Annotated in this window: 20 protein-coding genes and 1 pseudogene; 10 read left to right on the top strand and 11 right to left on the bottom strand. The window is 62.1% G+C overall.

Features of this window, described 5'->3' with window-relative positions:
• Positions 1 to 146: 146 nt before the first annotated feature.
• Positions 147 to 995, bottom strand: coding sequence for a beta-keto acid cleavage family enzyme (locus NKH33_RS00435; RefSeq protein WP_352470561.1), 849 nt, complete (start codon positions 993 to 995; stop codon positions 147 to 149).
• A gap of 96 nt (positions 996 to 1,091) precedes the next feature.
• Here NKH33_RS00435 and NKH33_RS00430 point away from each other — a divergent pair, with 96 nt between their 5' ends.
• From NKH33_RS00430 to NKH33_RS00385, 10 genes are all read left to right on the top strand, one after another.
• On the top strand, positions 1,092 to 1,997 hold the full coding sequence (locus NKH33_RS00430; protein ID WP_352470560.1) for a MurR/RpiR family transcriptional regulator: 906 nt from the start codon (positions 1,092 to 1,094) through the stop codon (positions 1,995 to 1,997).
• Positions 1,994 to 3,325, top strand: a complete 1,332-nt coding sequence (locus NKH33_RS00425) for an aspartate aminotransferase family protein (protein WP_352470559.1) — start codon at positions 1,994 to 1,996, stop codon at positions 3,323 to 3,325. Before NKH33_RS00430 ends, NKH33_RS00425 begins: the two co-directional genes overlap by 4 nt.
• A 93-nt stretch (positions 3,326 to 3,418) precedes the next feature.
• Positions 3,419 to 4,372 carry a TAXI family TRAP transporter solute-binding subunit gene (locus NKH33_RS00420; RefSeq protein WP_352502597.1) on the top strand — a complete coding sequence of 318 codons (954 nt, stop codon included), beginning with the start codon at positions 3,419 to 3,421 and terminating at the stop codon, positions 4,370 to 4,372.
• Positions 4,373 to 4,427: 55 nt separating this feature from the next.
• Positions 4,428 to 7,028, top strand: a complete 2,601-nt coding sequence (locus NKH33_RS00415) for a TRAP transporter permease (protein ID WP_352540080.1) — start codon at positions 4,428 to 4,430, stop codon at positions 7,026 to 7,028.
• Positions 7,029 to 7,110: 82 nt separating this feature from the next.
• A complete protein-coding gene (locus NKH33_RS00410) occupies positions 7,111 to 8,022 on the top strand; it encodes a DMT family transporter (RefSeq protein WP_352502598.1) in 912 nt (303 codons plus the stop codon).
• Positions 8,023 to 8,169: 147 nt separating this feature from the next.
• The gene (locus NKH33_RS00405; RefSeq protein ID WP_352917963.1) at positions 8,170 to 8,889 is read left to right on the top strand and encodes a FadR/GntR family transcriptional regulator; all 720 of its coding nucleotides are present in this window, start codon (positions 8,170 to 8,172) and stop codon (positions 8,887 to 8,889) included.
• A gap of 51 nt (positions 8,890 to 8,940) precedes the next feature.
• Positions 8,941 to 9,915 carry a sialic acid TRAP transporter substrate-binding protein SiaP gene (locus tag NKH33_RS00400; protein WP_023717039.1) on the top strand — a complete coding sequence of 325 codons (975 nt, stop codon included), beginning with the start codon at positions 8,941 to 8,943 and terminating at the stop codon, positions 9,913 to 9,915.
• A gap of 144 nt (positions 9,916 to 10,059) precedes the next feature.
• Positions 10,060 to 10,632, top strand: a complete 573-nt coding sequence (locus NKH33_RS00395; protein ID WP_352470555.1) for a TRAP transporter small permease — start codon at positions 10,060 to 10,062, stop codon at positions 10,630 to 10,632.
• Between the two features lie 3 nt (positions 10,633 to 10,635).
• Positions 10,636 to 12,042: a TRAP transporter large permease gene (locus tag NKH33_RS00390; RefSeq protein ID WP_352540079.1), complete on the top strand. Its 1,407-nt coding sequence runs from the start codon at positions 10,636 to 10,638 to the stop codon at positions 12,040 to 12,042.
• Positions 12,039 to 13,088 (top strand): L-idonate 5-dehydrogenase, encoded by a 1,050-nt coding sequence (locus NKH33_RS00385; protein WP_352470554.1) that lies wholly within the window; start codon positions 12,039 to 12,041, stop codon positions 13,086 to 13,088. The genes NKH33_RS00390 and NKH33_RS00385 overlap by 4 nt, the downstream gene beginning before the upstream one ends.
• A gap of 189 nt (positions 13,089 to 13,277) precedes the next feature.
• On the opposite strand, the gene NKH33_RS00380 is transcribed toward NKH33_RS00385, so the two are convergent.
• From NKH33_RS00380 to NKH33_RS00335, 10 genes and pseudogenes are all read right to left on the bottom strand, one after another.
• A complete protein-coding gene (locus NKH33_RS00380; protein ID WP_352470553.1) occupies positions 13,278 to 13,586 on the bottom strand; it encodes a type II toxin-antitoxin system RelE/ParE family toxin in 309 nt (102 codons plus the stop codon).
• 21 nt (positions 13,587 to 13,607) lie between these two features.
• A pseudogene (locus NKH33_RS00375) lies at positions 13,608 to 13,845 on the bottom strand (CopG family ribbon-helix-helix protein).
• Positions 13,846 to 14,298: 453 nt separating this feature from the next.
• The gene (locus NKH33_RS00370; RefSeq protein WP_352917960.1) at positions 14,299 to 16,041 is read right to left on the bottom strand and encodes a relaxase/mobilization nuclease domain-containing protein; all 1,743 of its coding nucleotides are present in this window, start codon (positions 16,039 to 16,041) and stop codon (positions 14,299 to 14,301) included.
• Positions 16,038 to 16,289 (bottom strand): hypothetical protein, encoded by a 252-nt coding sequence (locus tag NKH33_RS00365; RefSeq protein ID WP_352470551.1) that lies wholly within the window; start codon positions 16,287 to 16,289, stop codon positions 16,038 to 16,040. Before NKH33_RS00365 ends, NKH33_RS00370 begins: the two co-directional genes overlap by 4 nt.
• Positions 16,286 to 17,332 carry a lytic transglycosylase domain-containing protein gene (locus NKH33_RS00360; protein WP_352540077.1) on the bottom strand — a complete coding sequence of 349 codons (1,047 nt, stop codon included), beginning with the start codon at positions 17,330 to 17,332 and terminating at the stop codon, positions 16,286 to 16,288. Before NKH33_RS00360 ends, NKH33_RS00365 begins: the two co-directional genes overlap by 4 nt.
• A 4-nt stretch (positions 17,333 to 17,336) precedes the next feature.
• Positions 17,337 to 17,663 (bottom strand): DUF736 domain-containing protein, encoded by a 327-nt coding sequence (locus NKH33_RS00355; RefSeq protein WP_023674284.1) that lies wholly within the window; start codon positions 17,661 to 17,663, stop codon positions 17,337 to 17,339.
• Positions 17,664 to 17,707: 44 nt separating this feature from the next.
• Entirely contained in the window at positions 17,708 to 18,268 is a 561-nt protein-coding gene (locus NKH33_RS00350) for a S26 family signal peptidase (protein ID WP_352470548.1), read from the bottom strand.
• Positions 18,265 to 18,696 (bottom strand): replication initiator protein A, encoded by a 432-nt coding sequence (locus NKH33_RS00345; RefSeq protein WP_352470547.1) that lies wholly within the window; start codon positions 18,694 to 18,696, stop codon positions 18,265 to 18,267. Before NKH33_RS00345 ends, NKH33_RS00350 begins: the two co-directional genes overlap by 4 nt.
• A 17-nt stretch (positions 18,697 to 18,713) precedes the next feature.
• Positions 18,714 to 19,004, bottom strand: a complete 291-nt coding sequence (locus NKH33_RS00340; RefSeq protein ID WP_352502580.1) for a helix-turn-helix transcriptional regulator — start codon at positions 19,002 to 19,004, stop codon at positions 18,714 to 18,716.
• Positions 19,005 to 19,129: 125 nt separating this feature from the next.
• A complete protein-coding gene (locus NKH33_RS00335; RefSeq protein ID WP_352470697.1) occupies positions 19,130 to 19,654 on the bottom strand; it encodes a DUF2285 domain-containing protein in 525 nt (174 codons plus the stop codon).
• Between the last annotated feature and the right edge of the window lie 4 nt (positions 19,655 to 19,658).

The raw sequence follows: 19,658 nt of genomic DNA, 5'->3' as shown, positions 1-19,658 counted from the left end.
AGCGGCCGGAATGGTTACAACGACCGGCACTGTTGTTGCAATCGCCGCGCCGCGGGCGGGGACACGTCGTTCTTCCGTGGCGATGACATTGCAGCCGCCTCTCTATGTCTTGCGCGAGCTTGCCGCCGAAAATAGGCTTTGGTTTGTCATATGGAACGAAACGGCGCGTTCCATTGAGCCGCCAACTCGGCGGCCGAGGCGATCTTGACGCCGCAGTCGGCGAGTATGCGTGCGACGGTCGCTACCAGTTCGGCGTTGGACGAGGCTATGCTGCCGTCCGGAAGGAAAAGATTGTTTTCGAAGCCGACCCGGACATGGCCGCCAAGCAACGCGGCGGCGGTCACGCACGCCGCTTCGTTGCGGCCGAAGGCGCAGACGCTCCAATGGTCGAAGCGCGGCATGTTCGCCGCGAGGAATGGCAGGAGATCGGCAGGAACGGACGCCTGTCCCGGCGTGTATCGGCCCAGCACGTAGAGAACCGGTATGCTTGCCCAGGGGATCAGTCCGCGCTGCTGCATGTCCGAAAGCCTGACGGCCTCCTCGGGCGAATAGAGGATGATCTGCGGCGCAACCCCCTCGGTGTGCAGCCAGGCCATGAAGCGCACACAGGCGAGTTCCGATCCGGCATCAGGAACGATTTCGCGAAGCGCCAACGAGACAGCTTGCGGCTTCACATCTTGTACGACGGCCATCTGTTGGGCCGGCGAATAGATACCGAGCGCTTCGGAGGTGATCTGAATTATCAAGCGGTCGCCGGCAGCACCGCGGATGGCGGCGATCGTCTGGCGGTAGGCGTCGGGGTCGAGCAGATGATTGCCGCTTCTGTCGCGGACATGGACGTGGATCATAGCCGCACCGGCATCGGCGCATTCCGCGGCCGTCCTCGCAAGTTCGGCTGGTGTCAGTGGAATCGCCGGATGGTCGGCCTTGCTGCGACGTCCCCCATTCGGGGCGACGGCTATGGCGATGCGGTCGAGACCAGTGGCCGGCTTCATGGGGACGTTCTGTGAGCGACAAGATTCATATGAATCAATCTTTGATCACACTGAAACAGACGTTGCAATCGCTGGGCTGGCGAGCTAGCAATATCCATGGACCAGGGAGAGCTTGCTGGACAGATCGTCACTGCCTTCGACGGCATGTCGGCGCAGCTTCGGTCCGCTGCGCGCTATGTCCTTGACAAGCCGTATGATGTCGCGCTGTTGTCCATGCGCGAGCAGGCCCGGCACGCAGGAGTGCAGCCGGCGACGATGACGCGGCTGGCCCAGCATCTCGGCCTTGATGGCTACGAGGCGGTACGCGATATCTACGCCGCCGCGATCCGGGACGGCGAAATCGGTTTCGCCGGCAAGGCGGGCCTTCAGGTGGCCAGCCAAAAGCTCAAGGGCGACCACGCGCTGGCGGCCGATATTCTGGATTCGATTTCCAGCCAGCTTGCCCATCTCGCCGAAAGCAGGTCGATCCACCGTCTGGTCGAGACGGCCAGGGCGCTGAGTGCGGCAAGGCGCGTCTATTGCCTCGGCCTGCGCTCGAGCCATGCGGTGGCCTGGCATCTGCATTACATCCTGTCGCTGATCGGCGAGAAGTCGGTGCTGTTGCACGGCATCGGCGGAACCGATGGCGACGCTCTGGCCCATGCGACCAAGGACGACGTGCTGATCGCCGCCAGCGTCCTGCCCTACACGCGCTTCACCATCGAGCTTGTCGAGTATGCTGCCGGCCGCGGCGTACCGGTCATTGCGATCACCGACAGCGGGGTAGCCCCCTTGGCGCTGCTTGCCGATCACCTGGTCGTCGTGCCGACCGGCAGCCCGTCCTTTTTCCACACCATGACGCCAGCTTTCATCGTTGCTGAGATCCTCGGTGCTCTTGTCGCAGGACAGGCAGGCGAGGGCGCCGTTGAATCGCTGCGACGCTTCGATGAGCAGGGCGCCGCCCTCAAGACCCACCTGAACCAGCGTGCGCCGAAGAAAATGCCCCTGAGGGACCGTCGATGACACACATTCTTCATCGAACCATCCACTCGACGCTGCCGGTCGCCGTTCGCGGCCAAGGCATCGAACTGTTCGACGCAGAGGGCAAGTCCTACATCGACGCATCGGGCGGCGCGGCCGTGTCCTGTCTCGGCCACGGCCATCCCGACGTGATTGCCGCGCTGCACGCCCAGCTTGACCGCATCGCCTACGCCCATACCAGCTTCTTCACCACCGAGGTGGCGGAGCGCTTGGCGGACCGGCTGGTCGAGGACGCGCCGAAAGGGTTGGACCACGTCTATCTGGTCAGCGGCGGCTCGGAGGCGGTCGAGGCCGCGCTCAAGATGGCCAGGCAATATTTTGTCGAGAAAGGCGAGCCGCAACGGCGCCATCTCATCGCACGCCGGCAGAGCTATCACGGCAATACGCTCGGCGCTCTCGCCACCGGCGGCAACGAATGGCGGCGCGCCCAGTTCAGGCCGTTGCTGATCGAGACCCACCATATCGACCCCTGTTACGCCTATCGCTATCAAAAGCATGGCGAAAGCGACGAAGCCTATGCGGCGCGCGCCGCCCAGCAGCTCGAAGACAAGATCCTCGAACTCGGCCCGGACGAGGTCATCGCCTTTGTCGCCGAGCCGGTGGTGGGTGCCACGCTCGGCGCGGTGCCGCCGGTCGCGGACTACTTCAAGCACATTCGCGCGATTTGCGACCGCTACGGCGTGCTGCTCATTCTCGACGAGGTGATGTGCGGCATGGGCCGTACCGGCACGCTGCATGCGTGCGAGCAGGACGGCATCGCTCCCGACCTGCTGACCATCGCCAAGGGACTCGGCGGTGGCTACCAGCCGATTGGCGCGGTGCTGCTCGGCCGGCATATATTCGATGCCTTTGCCCAAGGCTCGGGCTTCTTCCAGCATGGACATACCTATATGGGCCATCCAATGGCAGCGGCGGCCGGCCTTGCCGTGCAGGAGGTCATCCGGCGTGACGGTTTGCTCGACAACGTCAGCGCAATGGGCGCGCAGCTGGACGAACGCCTGCACCAACGCTTCGATAACCACCATCACGTCGGCGACATTCGCGGGCGGGGTCTATTCAGGGGAATCGAGCTGGTGGTTGATCGCGCCAGCAAGGAACCATTCGACCAGAGGCTTGAACTCAACGCCCGCATCAAGCGCGAAGCAATGGCCCGCGGCCTGATGATTTATCCGATGGCCGGGACGATTGATGGTGTGCGGGGCGTTCATGTGCTTGTGGCGCCGCCATTCATCATTTCCAAACAGGATATCGATCGGATCGTCGAACGGCTCGGTGAGGCGATCGACGCTGCGATCGCTTCAGCGGCCTGAGCCGCACGACGCGGACCGCCTCAACCAGTTCCAACGCGTCATCGGCGACGGGCCGGGACACCCACCAGAGAGGTAGCAACCATGTACAGTTCAATGAAAACCCTGATCGGCGCGGCGGCCTGCATGCTGCTGGCGCTGCCATCCGTCGGAGCCGAGCAGCGCTTCGTCACGGTCGGCACCGGCGGGGTCACCGGCGTCTACTACGCCGTCGGCGGCGCCATTTGCCGACTGATGAACAAGGACCGGCAGAAAACCGGCATCCGATGCTCGACGGAGTCGACCGGCGGTTCGGTCTTCAACGTCAACTCCATCCAGACGGGCGACCTCGATTTCGGCTTGACCCAATCGGACGTTCAGTACCAGGCCTATGAGGGGACCGGAAATTTCGACGGCAAGCCGTTCAAGGATCTGCGGGCCGTGTTCTCTGTCCATCCCGAGCCGTTTACCGTGCTGGCGCGGCCAGACGCCGGCGTCACCAAATTCGAGGACTTCAAAGGCAAACGCTTCAACGTCGGCAATCCCGGGTCAGGCACCCGCTCGTCCATGGAGGAGTTGCTCAAGCAGATGGGCTGGACGCTCGGCGATTTCTCGCTTGCCGCGGAGCTGAAGGCGGACGAGCAGGGCAGCGCGCTGTGCGACAACAAGATCGACGGTTTCTTCTATGGCGTTGGTCATCCTTCCGCGGCGATCCAGGATCCGACCACGGCCTGTGGTGCCAAACTCATCGCGCTGACCGGTCCGGCAGTGGACGCGCTGCTGGCAGCTCATCCGTACTATTCAGTCGCCACCATCAAGGGCGGCATGTACGCCAACAATCCGGACGACGTGACGACATTCGGCGTCCGCGCGACCGTGGTGACGAATGCCAGCACGCCCGATGAGGTGGTCTACGAACTGGTGAAGTCGGTCTTCGAAAATTTCGACGACTTCAAGAAACTGCATCCGGCTTTCGCCAATCTCGATCCCAAGGAGATGATCAAGACCGGTCTGTCGGCGCCAATGCATCCGGGCGCGGAGCGCTATTACAAGGAGAAGGGGTGGCTCTAGGCCTTCAATGCGAGGCGCCACAGGCGCCTCGCATTGCAAATAATTGTGGGGAACGATGACAGATCAAAGCCAGCGGGCGGCAGGGCCTGACCAACCCGTTATCGACATTGACAAGCTTAGCGAGATCGTCGCCGAGGCCGACACCGGTGGGCGCAAGCCGACCGGCCGCACCGCGAAGCTGATCCTCGGCGTATCGCTGGCATGGTCGCTGTTCCAGCTCTGGTATGCCTCGCCCCTTCCGTTCATGCTCAATTTTGGTGTCGTCAGCGACGGCATCGCCCGCTCCATCCATCTGGCCTTCGCCCTGTTTCTGGCGATGCTGACGTTTCCGGCCTTCAAGACCTCGTCGCGCAGCCGGGTGCCGCTGTCCGACTGGGTGCTAGGCATCGCCGGGGCGGCGTCCGCCCTCTATCTGTTGGTCTTTTACAGCGATATCGCCCATCGGCCGGGTCTTCCTACTACGGCTGACCTGGTCGTCTCGATCGCCGGCGTCCTCATCCTGCTCGAGGCCGCCCGTCGCGCCGTCGGGCCTGCCATCACCGTCATCGCGGCGAGCATGCTGATCTATATCTTTGCCGGGCCTCACCTACCTGGCCTGCTCGGCCATAAGGGCGCGACGTTATCGCGCGCAGCCTCGCAGATGTGGCTGACGTCGGAGGGGGTCTTCGGTGTTGCCCTCGGTGTGTCCACCAACGTCGTCTTCATGTTCGTTCTGTTCGGAACATTGCTGGAGCGCGCCGGCGCCGGCGGCTTTTTCATCCAGCTTGCCTTCTCGCTGCTCGGCAGATACCGCGGCGGTCCGGCCAAGGCCGGTGTCGTGGCTTCCGGCCTGACCGGCATGATTTCCGGGTCGTCGATCGCTAATGTCGTGACCACCGGAACCTTCACCATCCCGCTGATGCGCCGGGTCGGATATTCTGCGGTGAAGGCGGGCGCCATCGAATGCGCGGCCGGCGTCAATGGTCAGCTGATGCCTCCGGTGATGGGCGCCGCCGCGTTCTTGATCGCGGAATATGTCGGCATTTCCTATGCCGAGGTGGTCAAGCACGCCTTCTATCCGGCGCTGCTGACCTACGGCTCGTTGTTCTACATCGTCGATATCGAGGCGATGAAGACCGGGATGAAGGGCCTGCCGTCACGCAGCACGCACTCCGCATTTCAGGGCGCGCTGCGCGGGCTGATGGGCGTATGCGGTTTCATCATCCTCGCAGGGCTTGTCTATTACGGCATTGGCTGGACGAAGATCGTTTTCGGCACGGCCGCGACCTGGATGATCACTGCCGCGCTGATCGCCGTTTACATCGGCCTTGTCGCCTACCGGGCGCGTTATCCCGACCTGCCGCTGGAGGATCTGGAGGGCGAGATCGTCAGGATTCCCCACTTCGGCGAGACGGCACGCACCGGCCTGCATTTTCTGCTGCCTGTGATCCTGCTGATCTGGTGCCTGATGGTGGAGGAGTTGTCGCCCGGCCTGTCGGCATTCTGGGGCGCTGTCGCCCTTATGGCGCTGATCGTCACGCAGCGGCCGCTCACCGCCTTTTTCCGCAAGGACCGCGCGCTGGCGCAGCATTGGCTTCACGGTTTCGACGATCTGGTCGGTGGTCTGTCCGCCGCCGCACGCAACATGACGACGGTCGGCATTGCCACTGCGACGGCCGGCATCATCGTCGGCACGGTTCTGCTCACGGGCATCGGGCTGGTAATGACCGAGCTGGTCGAATTCATCTCGGGCGGCAGCTTCATCGTCATGCTTTTGTTCACCGCGGTGATCTGCATCATTCTCGGCATGGGCATGCCGACCACTGCAAGCTATGTCGTCGTCGCCACCTTGATGGCGCCGGTCATCGTCGATTTGGCGGCGCAGAACGATCTTGCCGTGCCGCTGGTCGCCGTCCACATGTTCGTTTTCTATTTCGGGCTGATGGCGGACGTGACGCCGCCAGTGGGCCTGGCGGCTTATGCAGCTGCGGCAATTTCCGGCGCCGATCCGGTGAAGACCGGCATTCAGGGCTTCAAGTACGAGATCCGTACCGGCCTGCTGCCGTTCATCTTCATCTTCAACACCGGACTGCTGATGATCGATCTCGAAGGTCCGTTCGATTTCGTCGCGATGGTGGTGACATCGACGCTGGCCATGGTCTCGTTTGTAGCAGCGACGCAGAATTGGATGCTCGTGCGCAACCGCTGGTACGAGACGATTGCGTTGCTTGTGGCCTGTTTCATCTTGTTCAGGCCGGGATTGTTGCTCGATCAGATGAGTGAACCGTATCGGGCAGTACCCGCCACCGAACTCAGCCGTATCGTCGACGAGACGGCCGAGGGAGGCGCGGTTCGCTTGCGCCTGACGACACTGAACCTCAACGGCGATGAGATATCGAAGCTGGTTCGGCTGCAGCTCGGGCCTGCAAATTCATCGGCCGAACGCCTGAAGGCTGCGGGCCTGGACGTCAGTGCGCTTGGCGATAGCGTGACGGTCGGCGTGGTGCGACTGGGCAGTCAGGCGGCCAAATTCGGCCTGCAGCCCGGCGACGAGATCAACCAGGTGCTAGTCCCTGCGGAACGGCCATCGCGCTATTGGTTTACCATCCCGGCCCTGTTGTTGGTCGGTCTCGTCTTCTGGGTTCAGAAGCGGCGAAGGAGGACAATCGCTCCGTAAGCGTCTTGTGAGCGGAAGAGTCTTGGCCAGCATGTCAGTAACAAGAGAACCAAACGGCGCCGCGGAACCGGCTAGCGTGGAAATGCGCTTGACGACGCACGACCGCCCCTTCGAACCGGTCGACTACGGGCTTTACGCGCTGACGGTCATTGCCTGGAGCGCATCGTGGTTCGCGATCGAACTTCAGGTCGGCAGCGGCGTGTCGAACGAGGTCAATCTGGTCTGGCGCTTCGCCATCGCCACGCTGCTGATGTTTGCCTGGGCGGGCTTTTCCGGTCGGCGGCTCCGCTTTCCGATCACCGATCATTTGCGCTTTGCTGTGCTCGGCATCCTCATCTTCTCGTCGAACTTCCTGTTTTTCTATTACGGCGCCGGCTATCTCGTCAGCGGCTTGCTCTCGGTCGTCTTCTCGCTCGCCTCGGTCATCAACATGCTGCTCGCTGCCTTGGTCGTCGGCGAGCGCCCGGCGCCGCGCATTCTCGCCGGCGGCCTCATCGGCTTCGCCGGCATAGCGCTGATGTTCTTTCCCGAAATCGCCGCCAACGGGCTTTCCGGCGGCACGTTGGTAGGCCTTCTTCTGTGCCTCTGTGGCACGCTGAGCTTCTGCGCCGGCAATCTCGTCTCCGTCGCAAACCAGCGCCGCGGCCTGCCGCTCGTTTCAACGAGCGCCTGGGGCATGCTTTATGGCACTCTGTGGTCGACGTTCCTGGCCTTCCTGCTTGGTGAGCCGTTCGTGTTCGCGACGACCGCCTCTTATATTGGCTCGCTGGTCTTCCTCGCCGTCATATCGACCGTCGTCGCTTTCGCCGCCTACCTGACGCTGCTCGGACGCATTGGCGGCGCCCGCGCCGGCTATGCGACCGTCATATTTCCCGTCTTTGCGCTTTTGATCTCCACGGCGCTGGAAGGCTATGCCTGGACCGCTTACGCGGTTGCCGGGCTCGCCCTCGTCGCCGCCGGGAACGTCCTGGTCATTCGCGGGGGACGGCGCTGACGCATGGAATGCTTGCGCAATGCCGCCGCGTTCCGGTTGTGCGGGCCGCGGTTCCATCGAGCTTGACTCTCCGCGTCCTCTGTCTAAGCTGCGGTCAATGGGTCAGACCAATGTACCAGGGTTGGCCCGGGAGGGAACTAAACGCACATGCCGATCCAGGCCGTTGAACCACGCCGGCTTTACCGACAGGTCGCCGATCAGCTCAGGCAGCTGATCGATGCCGGCGAGTTTTCCGTCGGCGACCGCCTGCCGACCGAGCGGGATCTGGCCGACCAGCTCGGAATTTCCCGCCCGACAGTCCGTGAAGCGCTGATAGCGCTGGAGGTCGAAGGCCGCATACGCATCCGCGTCGGCTCGGGTATCTACGTCACCGATCCGCCGAGCGCCGCCGCCTCCGAACCCGAAGTCGAGGAAGGCCCGTTCGAGCTGTTGCGCGCGCGCGAATTTGTCGAAGGCGCGATCGCCGCCGAAGCGGCCCTCCATGTCCGGCCTGCAGATATCGAACGGCTCGACGACGTGCTGCGACGGATGGAGGCCATGCGTCACCCCAAAAAGATGACCATTGCGCTCGACCGGGAATTTCACACCGCTGTCGCCGGCATTCTCGAGAACGCGGTGCTGGTGCGCTTCATCGGCGAGCTTTTCGACCAGCGCATGAACCCGTACTTCGAACGCCTGTCGATCCATTTCGAGACCAGCGATTCCTGGCAGGTCGCGGCAAAGGAACATCGTGCTGTGCGCGATGCAATTGCCGCGCGCGACCCCGAGCGGGCCAAGGCCGCCATGCAACAGCATCTGCGCCAGTCGCAAATCAGATTCTCACGCAATTTCGATGAGAGAGCCGCGGCCAAGGAGGTTGCGGAATAGCAGTTGGCCGGGGGGAGATCCGGCCGTCAAGTTCAACCAGGGAGGAATTAGATGCTGAGAAAATACGCAGTTCTGCTCGGTGCGATCGCCGCAATTGCCATACCCATGGCGTCGGCCTCGGCGGAAACGGTCCTGAAATGGGCGCATGTCTACGAGACGACGGAGCCCTTCCACACCGAATCCGTGTGGGCGGCCGACGAAATCAAGAAGCGCACCCAGGGCCGCTACGCCATCGACGTCTATCCGGCCTCGCAGCTTGGCAAGGAAGCAGACATCAACCAGGGCCTGATGCTCGGTACCGTCGATATCATCATTTCCGGATCGAGCTTCGCGGCGCGCGAATATCCACCGATCGGCGTCACCTATTTCCCATACACTTTCCGCGATGCCGACCATTTGCTGAAATACACCAAGAGCGACGTCTACAAGGCCCTGACCAAGGGCTATGAGGACAAGACCGGCAATCACATCGCCGCCACCACCTATTACGGGACGCGGCAGACCACCTCGAACCGTCCGATCGCCAAGTGCTCCGACATGCAGGGCCTGAAGATGCGGGTTCCCGACGTGCCGGCCTATCTGGCCATGCCGCGTGCCTGCGGCGCCAACACCGCGCCGATTGCCTTCGCCGAGGTGTATCTGGCCCTGCAGAACGGCACGGTCGAGGCCCAGGAGAATCCGCTGACCACCATCGAGGCGAAGAAATTCTACGAGGTGCAGAAGAACATCGTGCTCACTGGCCATATCGTCGATCATCTCAACACCATCATATCGGCGTCGCGCTGGGCCTCGCTTTCCGACGAAGACAAGAAGATCTTCACCGAGGTGATGCAGGAGGCTGCCGCCCGCGCCACGGCAAAGATCGTCGCCCGCGAAAAGGAACTGGTGCAGGTATTCAAGGACCGCGGCATCAGCGTAACCGATGTCGACCGTGCCGACTTCGAGAAGAATGTGCTGGAGAAGGTCACCTTCGAGGAGTTCGGCTACAACAAGGCCGATTGGGAAGCGATCCGCGCCATCAAGTAGGCCATCGGCAAATCGAATGCTTAATCAAGAGGATAGAGCGGCAATCGGATTTGCTGCTTTAACCTGCTCTTCGGTCCGGCTCCAAATTGCGCCGGACGGCCTTTTCAATCCTTGACGACCCACCAGCTTCGGGAGCCCGCGCCGATGGCCGAGGAACACCACATCGAGATCACCGTCGGAGAGATCGCGCACGCCTTCGAGGAGGTGCCGGTACACGTCGACCTGTCGGACCACGGCATCGAGGACTGGATCACGCTTGCCGTATTCTGGGGCATGGTCGTGTGTGTCTTCCTGCAGTTTTTCACCCGCTATGCGCTGAACAACAGCCTTGCGTGGACCGAGGAGATCGCCATCAACGCGCTCGTCGTCGTCGTTTTTCTGGGCGCCGCCATGTGCGTGCGCCTTTCGCGCCATATCCATGTCGACGTGCTTTACCACTATCTGCCGGAGCGCGTCGGCCGCTGGCTGGCGCTCGCCGTCGATGTTATCCGCATTGCATTCTTCGGCTACGGGTCCTGGCTGATGTGGCGCTACGTCACGATCGTGGCGCATGAGCGCATGGTCACCGTCAACCTGCCGCGGCGCTGGTTTTTCTACGCCGTACTGGCCGGGTTCGTGCTGATGCTACTGCGCTCGATCCAGGTCTTCATCGGCAATTACAGGCGCGGCTATTCGGTGCTCGAGCGTCCTGGCGCGTTCGAGACGGCGGGGGTCTGAGCGATGCTGCTTCTGGTCGGGGGCTTTCTTGTCCTGATGCTCATCGGCGTGCCGGTCGCCGTTTCGATGGCGGCCGCGTCGATCCTTTACCTCGTCATCTACGGCGTCGCGCCCGATATCATCGCGGCCCAGCGCATGATCGCCGGGGTGGAGAGCTTTCCGCTGCTCGCCGTTCCGTTCTTCATCCTGGCCGGCAACCTCATGAACATCGCCGGCGTGACCGGGCGCATCTATTCCTTCGCCCTTGCCCTGGTCGGCTGGATGAAAGGCGGCCTGGCGCAGGTCAACATCATCGGATCGGTGATCTTTTCCGGCATGTCGGGCACCGCTCTCGCCGACGCCGCCGGCATCGGCACCATCGAGATCAAGGCGATGAAGGACCACGGCTATCCTATCGACGCCGCGGTCGGGGTTACCGCCGCTTCCGCCACGCTCGGGCCGATCTTTCCGCCCTCGCTGCCCTTCGTCATCTACGGCATGATGGCCAATGTCTCGATTGGCGCGCTGTTCATGGCCGGCATCCTGCCCGGCGTGGTCATGACCGTGCTGATGATGATCACGGTCGCCATCTTCGCCCACAGGCGCGGCTGGGGCTCCGACACATCCTTCGAGCTTCGGCGGCTGGCCGAAGCTGCGGGCGAGGTGCTGGTGGTGGCTGCCTTTCCGATTGGCTGCTATGTGCTGGTGCAGCTTGGCCTGTCGATCAATATCGCGGTCGGCATAGCGCTGCTGGTGCTGATCGTGGCGGACTGGTATTTCGATTTCTCCGCGGTCATGGCGCTGATGACGCCGGTTATCCTGATCGGCGGCATGACGATGGGCTGGTTCACGCCGACCGAGGCGGCGATGGCGGCTGTGATCTGGTCGCTTTTCCTCGGGCTGGTGCGCTACCGCACGATGACGCTGCGTTTGCTTGCCAAGGCCAGCTTTGACACGATCGAGACGACCGCCTCGGTGCTTTTCATCGTCACCGCCGCATCGATCTTCGCCTGGCTGCTCACCGTCAGCCAGGCAGCACAGCTGTTCTCGAACTTCATTTTCGCGCTCACCGAAAACAAGTGGGTCTTCCTGATCCTGGTCAACATCCTGATGCTGGTGGTCGGCTGCTTCCTCGATACGATCGCCGCGATCACGATTCTGGTGCCGATCCTGCTGCCGGTCGCCGCCGTCTACGGCATCAACCCTGTGCATTTCGGGCTGATCATGACGCTCAACCTGATGATCGGGCTTTTGCACCCGCCGCTCGGCATGGTGCTCTTTGTGTTGTCGCGCGTTGCCAAGCTCTCGGTTGAGCGCACCACCATGGCGATCCTGCCGTGGCTGGTGCCGCTTATCGTGGCGCTGCTTCTGATCACCTTCATACCCGCCATCACGCTTTGGCTGCCGACCGAGATGGGCTTGATCCGGTGAGTGGCCAGGCGATTGCCGCGACGCTGTTCGGCCCGCAGGACCTGCGCGTCGTGGAGCGTCCGCTTGAACCGCTGGCACCAGGTATGGTGCGGGTGCGCTTTGGGGCAGGGGGCATCTGCGGCTCCGACCTGCATTATTTCCGCCATGCCCGTACCGGCGACTTCGTCGTCACTTCGCCGCTTGTCCTCGGCCACGAAATCTCAGGCGAAATCGTCGAGATCAACGGCGCCGCGCCCGGCCTCGGCATCGGCGACCATGTCGCGGTCAATCCGTCGCGCTGGTGCGGGCGTTGCGCGCGATGCCTGGAAGGCCGCGCCAATCTCTGCGAGAACATCTATTTCATGGGCTCGGCATCGAAGACGCCGCATATGCAGGGCGGATTCGCCAGTCTGTTCGACGCCACGCCCGCGCAATGTTTCAAGGTTCCATCTGACGTGGCCTACCAGGCGGCCGCACTTGCCGAGCCGTTGGCGGTCAGTCTGCACGCCGTCGCGCGGGTGGGCGACGTCAGGGGCCGCAACGTCGTCCTGTTCGGTGCCGGCCCCATCGGTCTCTTGACCATGCTCGCGGCCAGGCTTGCCGGCTGCGCTGAACTGACCGTCGTCGATATCGCCGCCGCGCCGCTCGCCTTCGCCCGCCGGCTTGGCGCCGACAGGACGATCGACCTTTCCGGCGGCGACGCCGAACTCCAGGCGCTTGCTGCCGGGGATTCGCTTGATGTCGCGTTCGAGATTTCAGGCACTGCCGCCGGCCTTGCCGCGGCGATCGCCAGTGTCCGGCGCGGCGGCACGGTGGTCCAGGTCGGCAATCTTCCCGGTGGCCACATCCCGCTGCCTGCCAATGCAGTAATGGCCAAGGAGATCGACCTCAAAGGCACATTCCGCTTCGGCACGGAGTTCGGCCGGGCGGTCGATCTCATCGTGTCGGGGGAGGTGGACGTCCTGAAGCTGATGACAGCGGAGCGCACGCTTTCTTGCGCCACCGATGCCTTCCGACTTGCCGCCGACCGTTCACAGAGTGTCAAGGTCGTGCTGACCGCGGACTGAATCGTGGTTCTTGCCAGATCGTTAGCAGCCATAACTCATTGCGAACGGACGAAACTCAGAACGTGCTCGACGTATATGCTCCCACCCAGGTCTCCGGTTAAACTCGGGAGCAATACCCGGCAGCTTGCTGTCAAAATTGTTGGCAGCAAATCCGCTCGCGATTAAAGCCCCTTCGTCGCGAGATTTCGTTCAGTTCGGCCATTCCTCGTCCTGCCAATCGCGCGCTGCGTGGATCACCCGCAAAATTGAAATGCTTTCTCGGCCGCCCTTGGCGGTCACGGCATAAGCGATGATGTAGGGCAGGCGACTCATAGGCTTTTCATAGGTGCCGGATACACGGCCGGGCCGCCCGGTTGCCATTTCCCCAAGCGCGGCCCCTGCGTCCAGAATCCGGTCTGCTGCCAGGCGCGCAGCGCGCGGATTATCCTGCGAAATATAGGCGATCTGTTCCTTGATGTCGTCCAGCTCACCGCGAGACCACTGAACGGCTCGCGTCACACCTTGCGGCCCGTGCCGGCATCAATCGCGGCATACAATTTCTGCCATAGCCCTATCATGGGACACGATGCGCCCAGCTTCGACATCAGCAAGGCCGCGCTTGATACCTTCAATGATTTCAAGCTCGCGATCGACTTACGCTGCGACGGCTTCACCTGCGAGGAATGACTTGCTACGCCGGGTGTCGGTTTGCGATCCGGTCGAGCTTTTCCTTTACATCGGGACTGACGCGAATTGTCATAGTGGTGCTAGCGGCCATAGCGGTGTCCTGTGTTGATCGGTGTACACCTTAGCACAGAGCGCCGCGCTGGTTCATTATCCCCTGACCGCCGAGCCGACGATCGAATCCACAAAGAAGCGCTGCAGCAAGACGAAGAGCACCAGTGGCGGGAGCACGGCAAGCGTGGCGCCAGCCATCACCAGTCCCGTGTTTAGAGCGCCTCTGTTGTAGCTGAGCAGGCGACTAAGGCCGATGACGATCGGATATTCGTGTGCATTGCCCTGTAGAACGGTCAGCGGCCAGACATAGCTATTCCAGTGATAGACGAAGGCAAACAGCGCCAGTGCCGCGATTGCCGGCGCCAGACTGAATCGAGGATGCGCAAAGTCCCTGTTTTTTGCGAGGCAATCGGCGCTTCACTGTGCAGGTACAAATAGAATGTGCGACCGTGCTGGCTTCCCAGCATCAGGATAGAGCATACGCCTGGAACCTTCATAGCCCGATGCCGCGCTTCTTTCCCAGGTTCCAATCCACGCCCCCCATATCCGAGCACACGACCCCGATGACTTGATTACCCAATCGCTTTTCGAGCGACGGCGACCAGGGCACGAGCTTGAATTCGAGTCCATTGTCGATCATCGCGAGCCGGCCTGAAGCCAGCGAGAAACGCCGCCGGTAAATCCCAGCCACATGATCGCCGTTGGCAGCCTTCGAGAACGAGAGGCCCGTCTGGGCGGCGAGGCGGGCACCGAGCGATTCCACCTCATGATCGTGTAAAGTATCGATCAGATTGCGCACAAGAATGACGCGCTGTCCCTCGCGCTTGGCCAGATCGCGGCTGACAAGGTGGTCGACCCGATCTTGCAGTGCCTGTCTTACGTCCCTACCAAAGCCGCCGTCACCGAATTCGGCAGGCTCGCGTGCAACGAGTTGGCGATCGAGCCAAGTCGCGCCGGAAGCATGGACCTGCTGTTCGATTGACAGGTCGGAGCGGACCGCGAGCGTGACCCGGCCACCGCCATTTGCACTCGCATCGCGGCACAACTCCACGACCGAGCCCGGGTCGGAGTCTCCGGCCGCATCAGGGTCATCGAAGCGAATGTGGTGCGTGCGTCCATCAATGCCATCGACGATGGCATAGGCCGCGCCGCGCCGTTCGTCATAAAGACCGCGTTCGAGCAGTCGGCCGATCACGGGCGCATCAATCCTTTCGGCGGCTAGCACATAGTCGGCCGTCCCTTTTTCTAGCCCATGCACAGTGAGGCTGCGGTGCATGCGCTTGATGATGTCGCCGCGTTCACCGAGGGCGCGCAAAGTGGGCTCGGCCTGTTCGACCACTATCCACTGGCCGGGACGGATCTCGTTCGCGAGGCCCAGGCTTTCCAGTTGCCGCAGCCGGCCGACTTTGAGCCCCAGGAACTCGTCGGGCCGGCGATCAGGATGTGGCGCGAGATCAATGATACCATGACGGTCGGCGTCACGAACAAGCTGGCGATCGAGCTGCGTCCAGCGCTCAGTGTCGACCTGGCGCTCGATGGCCCGGCGGATGTCGAGGTCCATGCGGAGCCCAAGCGTCTGGGTGAGAATGTCGCTCGCCCGATCGCGCATGCCCTGGCGGATGTAGTCCCGCGAGATGACAAGGCTCTCGCCATCGTCGGCAACGCCGCGAACGAGGATGTGAACGTGCGGATGTTCGGTGTTCCAGTGATCGACGGCTATCCAGTCGAGCCTCGTGCCGAGGTCGCGCGCCATGTCGGCCATCAGGTCACAAGCGAAGTTCTTGAGGTCGCCGAGCTCCATTGCATCGTCTGGCGAAACGATGAAACGGAAGTGATGCCGATCATCCTTGCAGCGGTCGCAGAAGGCGTCATGATCTGCATCTTTGGTGTCGGGACCGAACATCCTCGCCTTCTCACCATCACGTGTAACACCTTCGCGGCGAAGATATTTGAGATGGGTGGCGAGTGGCCCAGACCCTCTGAACTGCCGTACCACACGGGTCTTGACGACGGCGCCGCGTGACCGGTCAGAGATGAGGCGACTGGCGCGGATGCTCGCTGACCTGCCGCGGCCAAACGTTGAAGCTCGCGGGGAGGTGATCCGATCCTGGCGTGTAAGGTGACCGCCGGCGCGCTGTGTGGCCGCAAGAGCCTGGAAGATGAAGGGTCGTGCGCGCTGGCCGGCGCGGGAGCGGATGCGACCAGGGCGGACGCGAAAGCTATCGTCACGCTTCATGCTAGACGGCCACGAGGTGCGGTTTCCATTGAAACACTGAAAAATTGGGAATAGCGCACATCGCTGATTGTGCCAGCACATTGCGAAATGAGACGAAAATTGTAAGGAAAACAATCGGCCGAACCGAGCCGCACCTCGCGGCCCTTTATCCTGCCAATCTCTCTGTTCTCATCCACAGCCAACCCTTCCGCCGGAATTTCCGCGACGGAACAGGCCGGAATGCAATTGAGGAGGAACGTGGCGATCATTGCGATATGGCTAAAGAGGGCTGAGCGAATAGGCCGGAACCAGCGTGGTTCGATTGGAAATCGGTTTCACCCGGCTGTGGCTCGATCGCGGTCAGGTCCGCAACAGGATTGCCCATTGGCGACCGCATTGCAGACGAATGAATCGCCGCAAAGATCGTCTCGGCATAACCATTGCCATCCGATGCAGCGGCGTTCCGAATGTCATGGGGATGCGGAAAGATCGTTGCACGGAGTGAGCTGGCTCTGCCCCTTCCGTGCCGCGCGCGCCGCGGAGTGAGAACTGCACCATCGAGCAGCGGCGCAAGTTTCCTGACGTAGTCGACCGTCTCGCGTGGCAGCGGACGGCCGGTTAAGAGATGTTCCGTGTACCGACCAGGACCGGCATTGTAAGCGGCAAGAAAGCCGCTGCGCCCGAAGCTGTCGAGCATTTCGCGAAGATATGCTGCACCTGCAAGAATGTTGTCACGCGGTTGATACGGATCGTCACCGAGACGGTATTTGATGCGCAGTTCTTGCCACGTCGCCGGCATGATCTGCATCAAGCCCATTGCGCCCTTGCTTGAAAGCGCACGAACATCGCCGACGCTCTCAACATGCATGACGCCGCGCAGCAACTGCTCTGGAATGGCGAAGCGTTTTGACGCTTCCCGGATATGCCGCGACCACGGGCCAGCCGACAAGATCGTCGACTCGGAGTGCGCCGGCCGTTCACCACCAGAGGAAGCCGCTGCACCAGTTTCGGGCGCCACGAAGCCGAGCATCACACATGCGGCAAACGTCGTCATGCCTCTGTGGGCTGCGTCCCGCAGACCGCAGAACCGATGCGCCGCCAGCCTGCGACGGTGTTCGCTTCCGTTAAGGGCAGGGGCTCGCCAATCGAACCGGCTTTGCCAAAATTGTGATGAAATCGGCGTCCGCAGCCACAAGCAAGTGTCCGGCCCCCTCTGGGCTGCCTCGCGGGCGGTCGGGTCGAAGGGTTTGACCGGCGCGCAATGGATCAAAAGGGTTGGCGAGAAAGATTCGTCGAAGGGCTCCAGAAGCATCTGTTCAGCCTCGCCCGTCGCGCTTCGATGATCGGTTCCAGTGCAGGCTCCAGACGCTGTTCTCTGCATCGGACCGGAACAGCTTGGCGCGGATCGGCTGCGTAAAGGACGGGTCGTCAATTGAGACGGAGAGGTAATCCCCAGCCTTGTCTCCGGCGCGGTCCCAAGCCGCACCGACCGCCATCCCTTCGCAATAGATCAGATGGTCGGGCGCGTTTTCGGTTTTGGATTTCTCGGCAGGCAGGATGGCAATCTTCGCCTCGATTGTTAGCGTGGAGAGATTGCCGAAGAAGCCGTCATCATTGCGCGTGAAGGTTCCGATCTGGGTCATTGCAGTGCTCCTTTCTGAGTGTTAGTGCGCGTCGAGCCGAGCCCTCACGGCTCGCTAGCGAGGGGATCGTTGGTGATATCCAGTACCGGAGTGGTGCGCTCCGTGGTCCAGACTGGAACCGCGCGGCCAACTATCGATGAGAGCGGGAGCGGGCCGAAATAGCGGCTGTCAAAACTGTCGGCTGCACCCGGGTTCATAAGGAAGACGTCGGCCTCGGCAACGTCGCGGCAGCCCTGCCAGATGGGCAGGGATCGACCACGACTGTCACGCTCGCGCGCATGTCCATACGTCTTGCCGTTGACGATGATCATTGTGCCTTGGCGACAGACGGTTGCGCCCCCGAGTGCCAAAACATGCTTGAGGAGCGGCACATTTTTCGGCAGATAGCCGCGTCTTGCCATGAAGGCCGCCAATGGCTCGGGCGGCATGATGACGGCGATATTGGCAATACCGATTTTGTCGGCCGGCTGGACGCGATAGAGCCCGACGGGGATGCTCGCCGATGCGTTCCAGATGGACAGCGGCGGATGGCTAATCCATGCCGGCGCCGCGGCGAGCACTGCGCCGCCAACCATGGTGGCGATGATCTTTGTGCGTTTGCTCATGACTCGATCCCGGGGCGCAGCAGGAAAGCTTTACGACGCTTGCCGGTGTATGGACTCGGCTGCTCGCGTGCGGCTATCCGGCTGTGGACGTGCCGCCGTTGACGCGGCGACATGAAGGTCAGGATTTGCTGCTGTTTCGCCGCTACCAAGCGGCGCGGTTGCAATCTCCTGGCTTGCGCGTGGATGGTTTGCGACGCAGCCCAGACCAGGATGGCAGCGTTCCAAATCGTTCCCATGCCGTGCACACTTGCCGCCTCAACGCAGGTCGATTCTTCGCCCGCATGAGGGTGGATCGGTGTCAGGCGGCGGGATTTCACCAATAAGACGAGCTGCCGCGCCACGACGTCCCGCGTGCCGCGTGGAGGGAAGCCGGTTGAGGGGACATAAGACAGCGCAAATTGCTGCTGAACGGTCTCGCGATACTGCATTTTCGGTGCGCCACAGATCAGGAGCTGCGGTCGCGCCGGCCGACATAGGCGGGCGCGCGGGCTGCATGGGGTTTTGCCGGCGGAACATAGGTCGCGTTGGCATCGCTGGTGGAGGTGCGTGCGCCCAGCTCTATCCAGGCGTGCAGGTCGTTGATGTCGTAGAGAACGCGCCCGCCGACCTTCCGGTATTTTGGGCCGGTGCCGTAGGTCCGGTGCTTTTCGAGTGTGCGGACGCAGAGCCCGACGATGGGTGCTGCCTCCTTCGTGCGCAAATACTTTTGGGGCGCGTCCGCGGGACCCTTCGACATCGCTCGATCTCCATTCGGTTCTGCTGTCGTCCTGGCCTGCCGGGACGCGCGAAGTGGACCATGATCGAAATGAGGAAAGGCGAGGGAGGGCAAAGATTGGGGGGCGCGTTTTTGCTACCCCTTTGCTATCCCGAAGAAGGACTTCGGCGGCCGGACTTTTCGCTGCGGTTGTGGGGATAGAAGAGAAGATCGCGATAGCCGCCGGCGACTAAAAAAGCTGCACGGCGTAAGATAGCTCGGACCTTGTGGCGGAGATGATGATCACGCCAATCTCGCGGCACAATCGGCTCTTGCGAAAACAGCACCTCCGCGAGCTGACGATAGGTTGCACCCATGCGGTGACCATCATGTGCGCGCAAATTGAGGATATGCCTGGTCTTGGTCTGTTGCGGCAGCGCGCCGTAAGATGAACTTCCTGCCCGGCCGTTCAGTGCGCGCCAGAACCGGCGCGCTGCATCGAGCCGCGTCTCGAATGCAGCGTCGAGCGGCAGAAGGGTAGCGTTGAATTCACCGGCGCGGTCATCAGCGACGAGATGACTTTTCCCAATTAAGGTAGACCAAATAATGTGAAGGCCTTCGTCCTGCGGCCAAACGCTGGCTCCGGCAAGGCTGGAAGGTCGAACTGTTTGATGGGATGTAGATACCCGCATGACC

The sequence above is a fragment of the Mesorhizobium sp. M1182 genome (assembly GCF_040318335.1).
Lineage (GTDB): Bacteria > Pseudomonadota > Alphaproteobacteria > Rhizobiales > Rhizobiaceae > Mesorhizobium.
The sequence above is the reverse complement of the archived record's forward strand: the minus strand, read 5'-3'. Positions and strand labels throughout refer to the sequence as shown.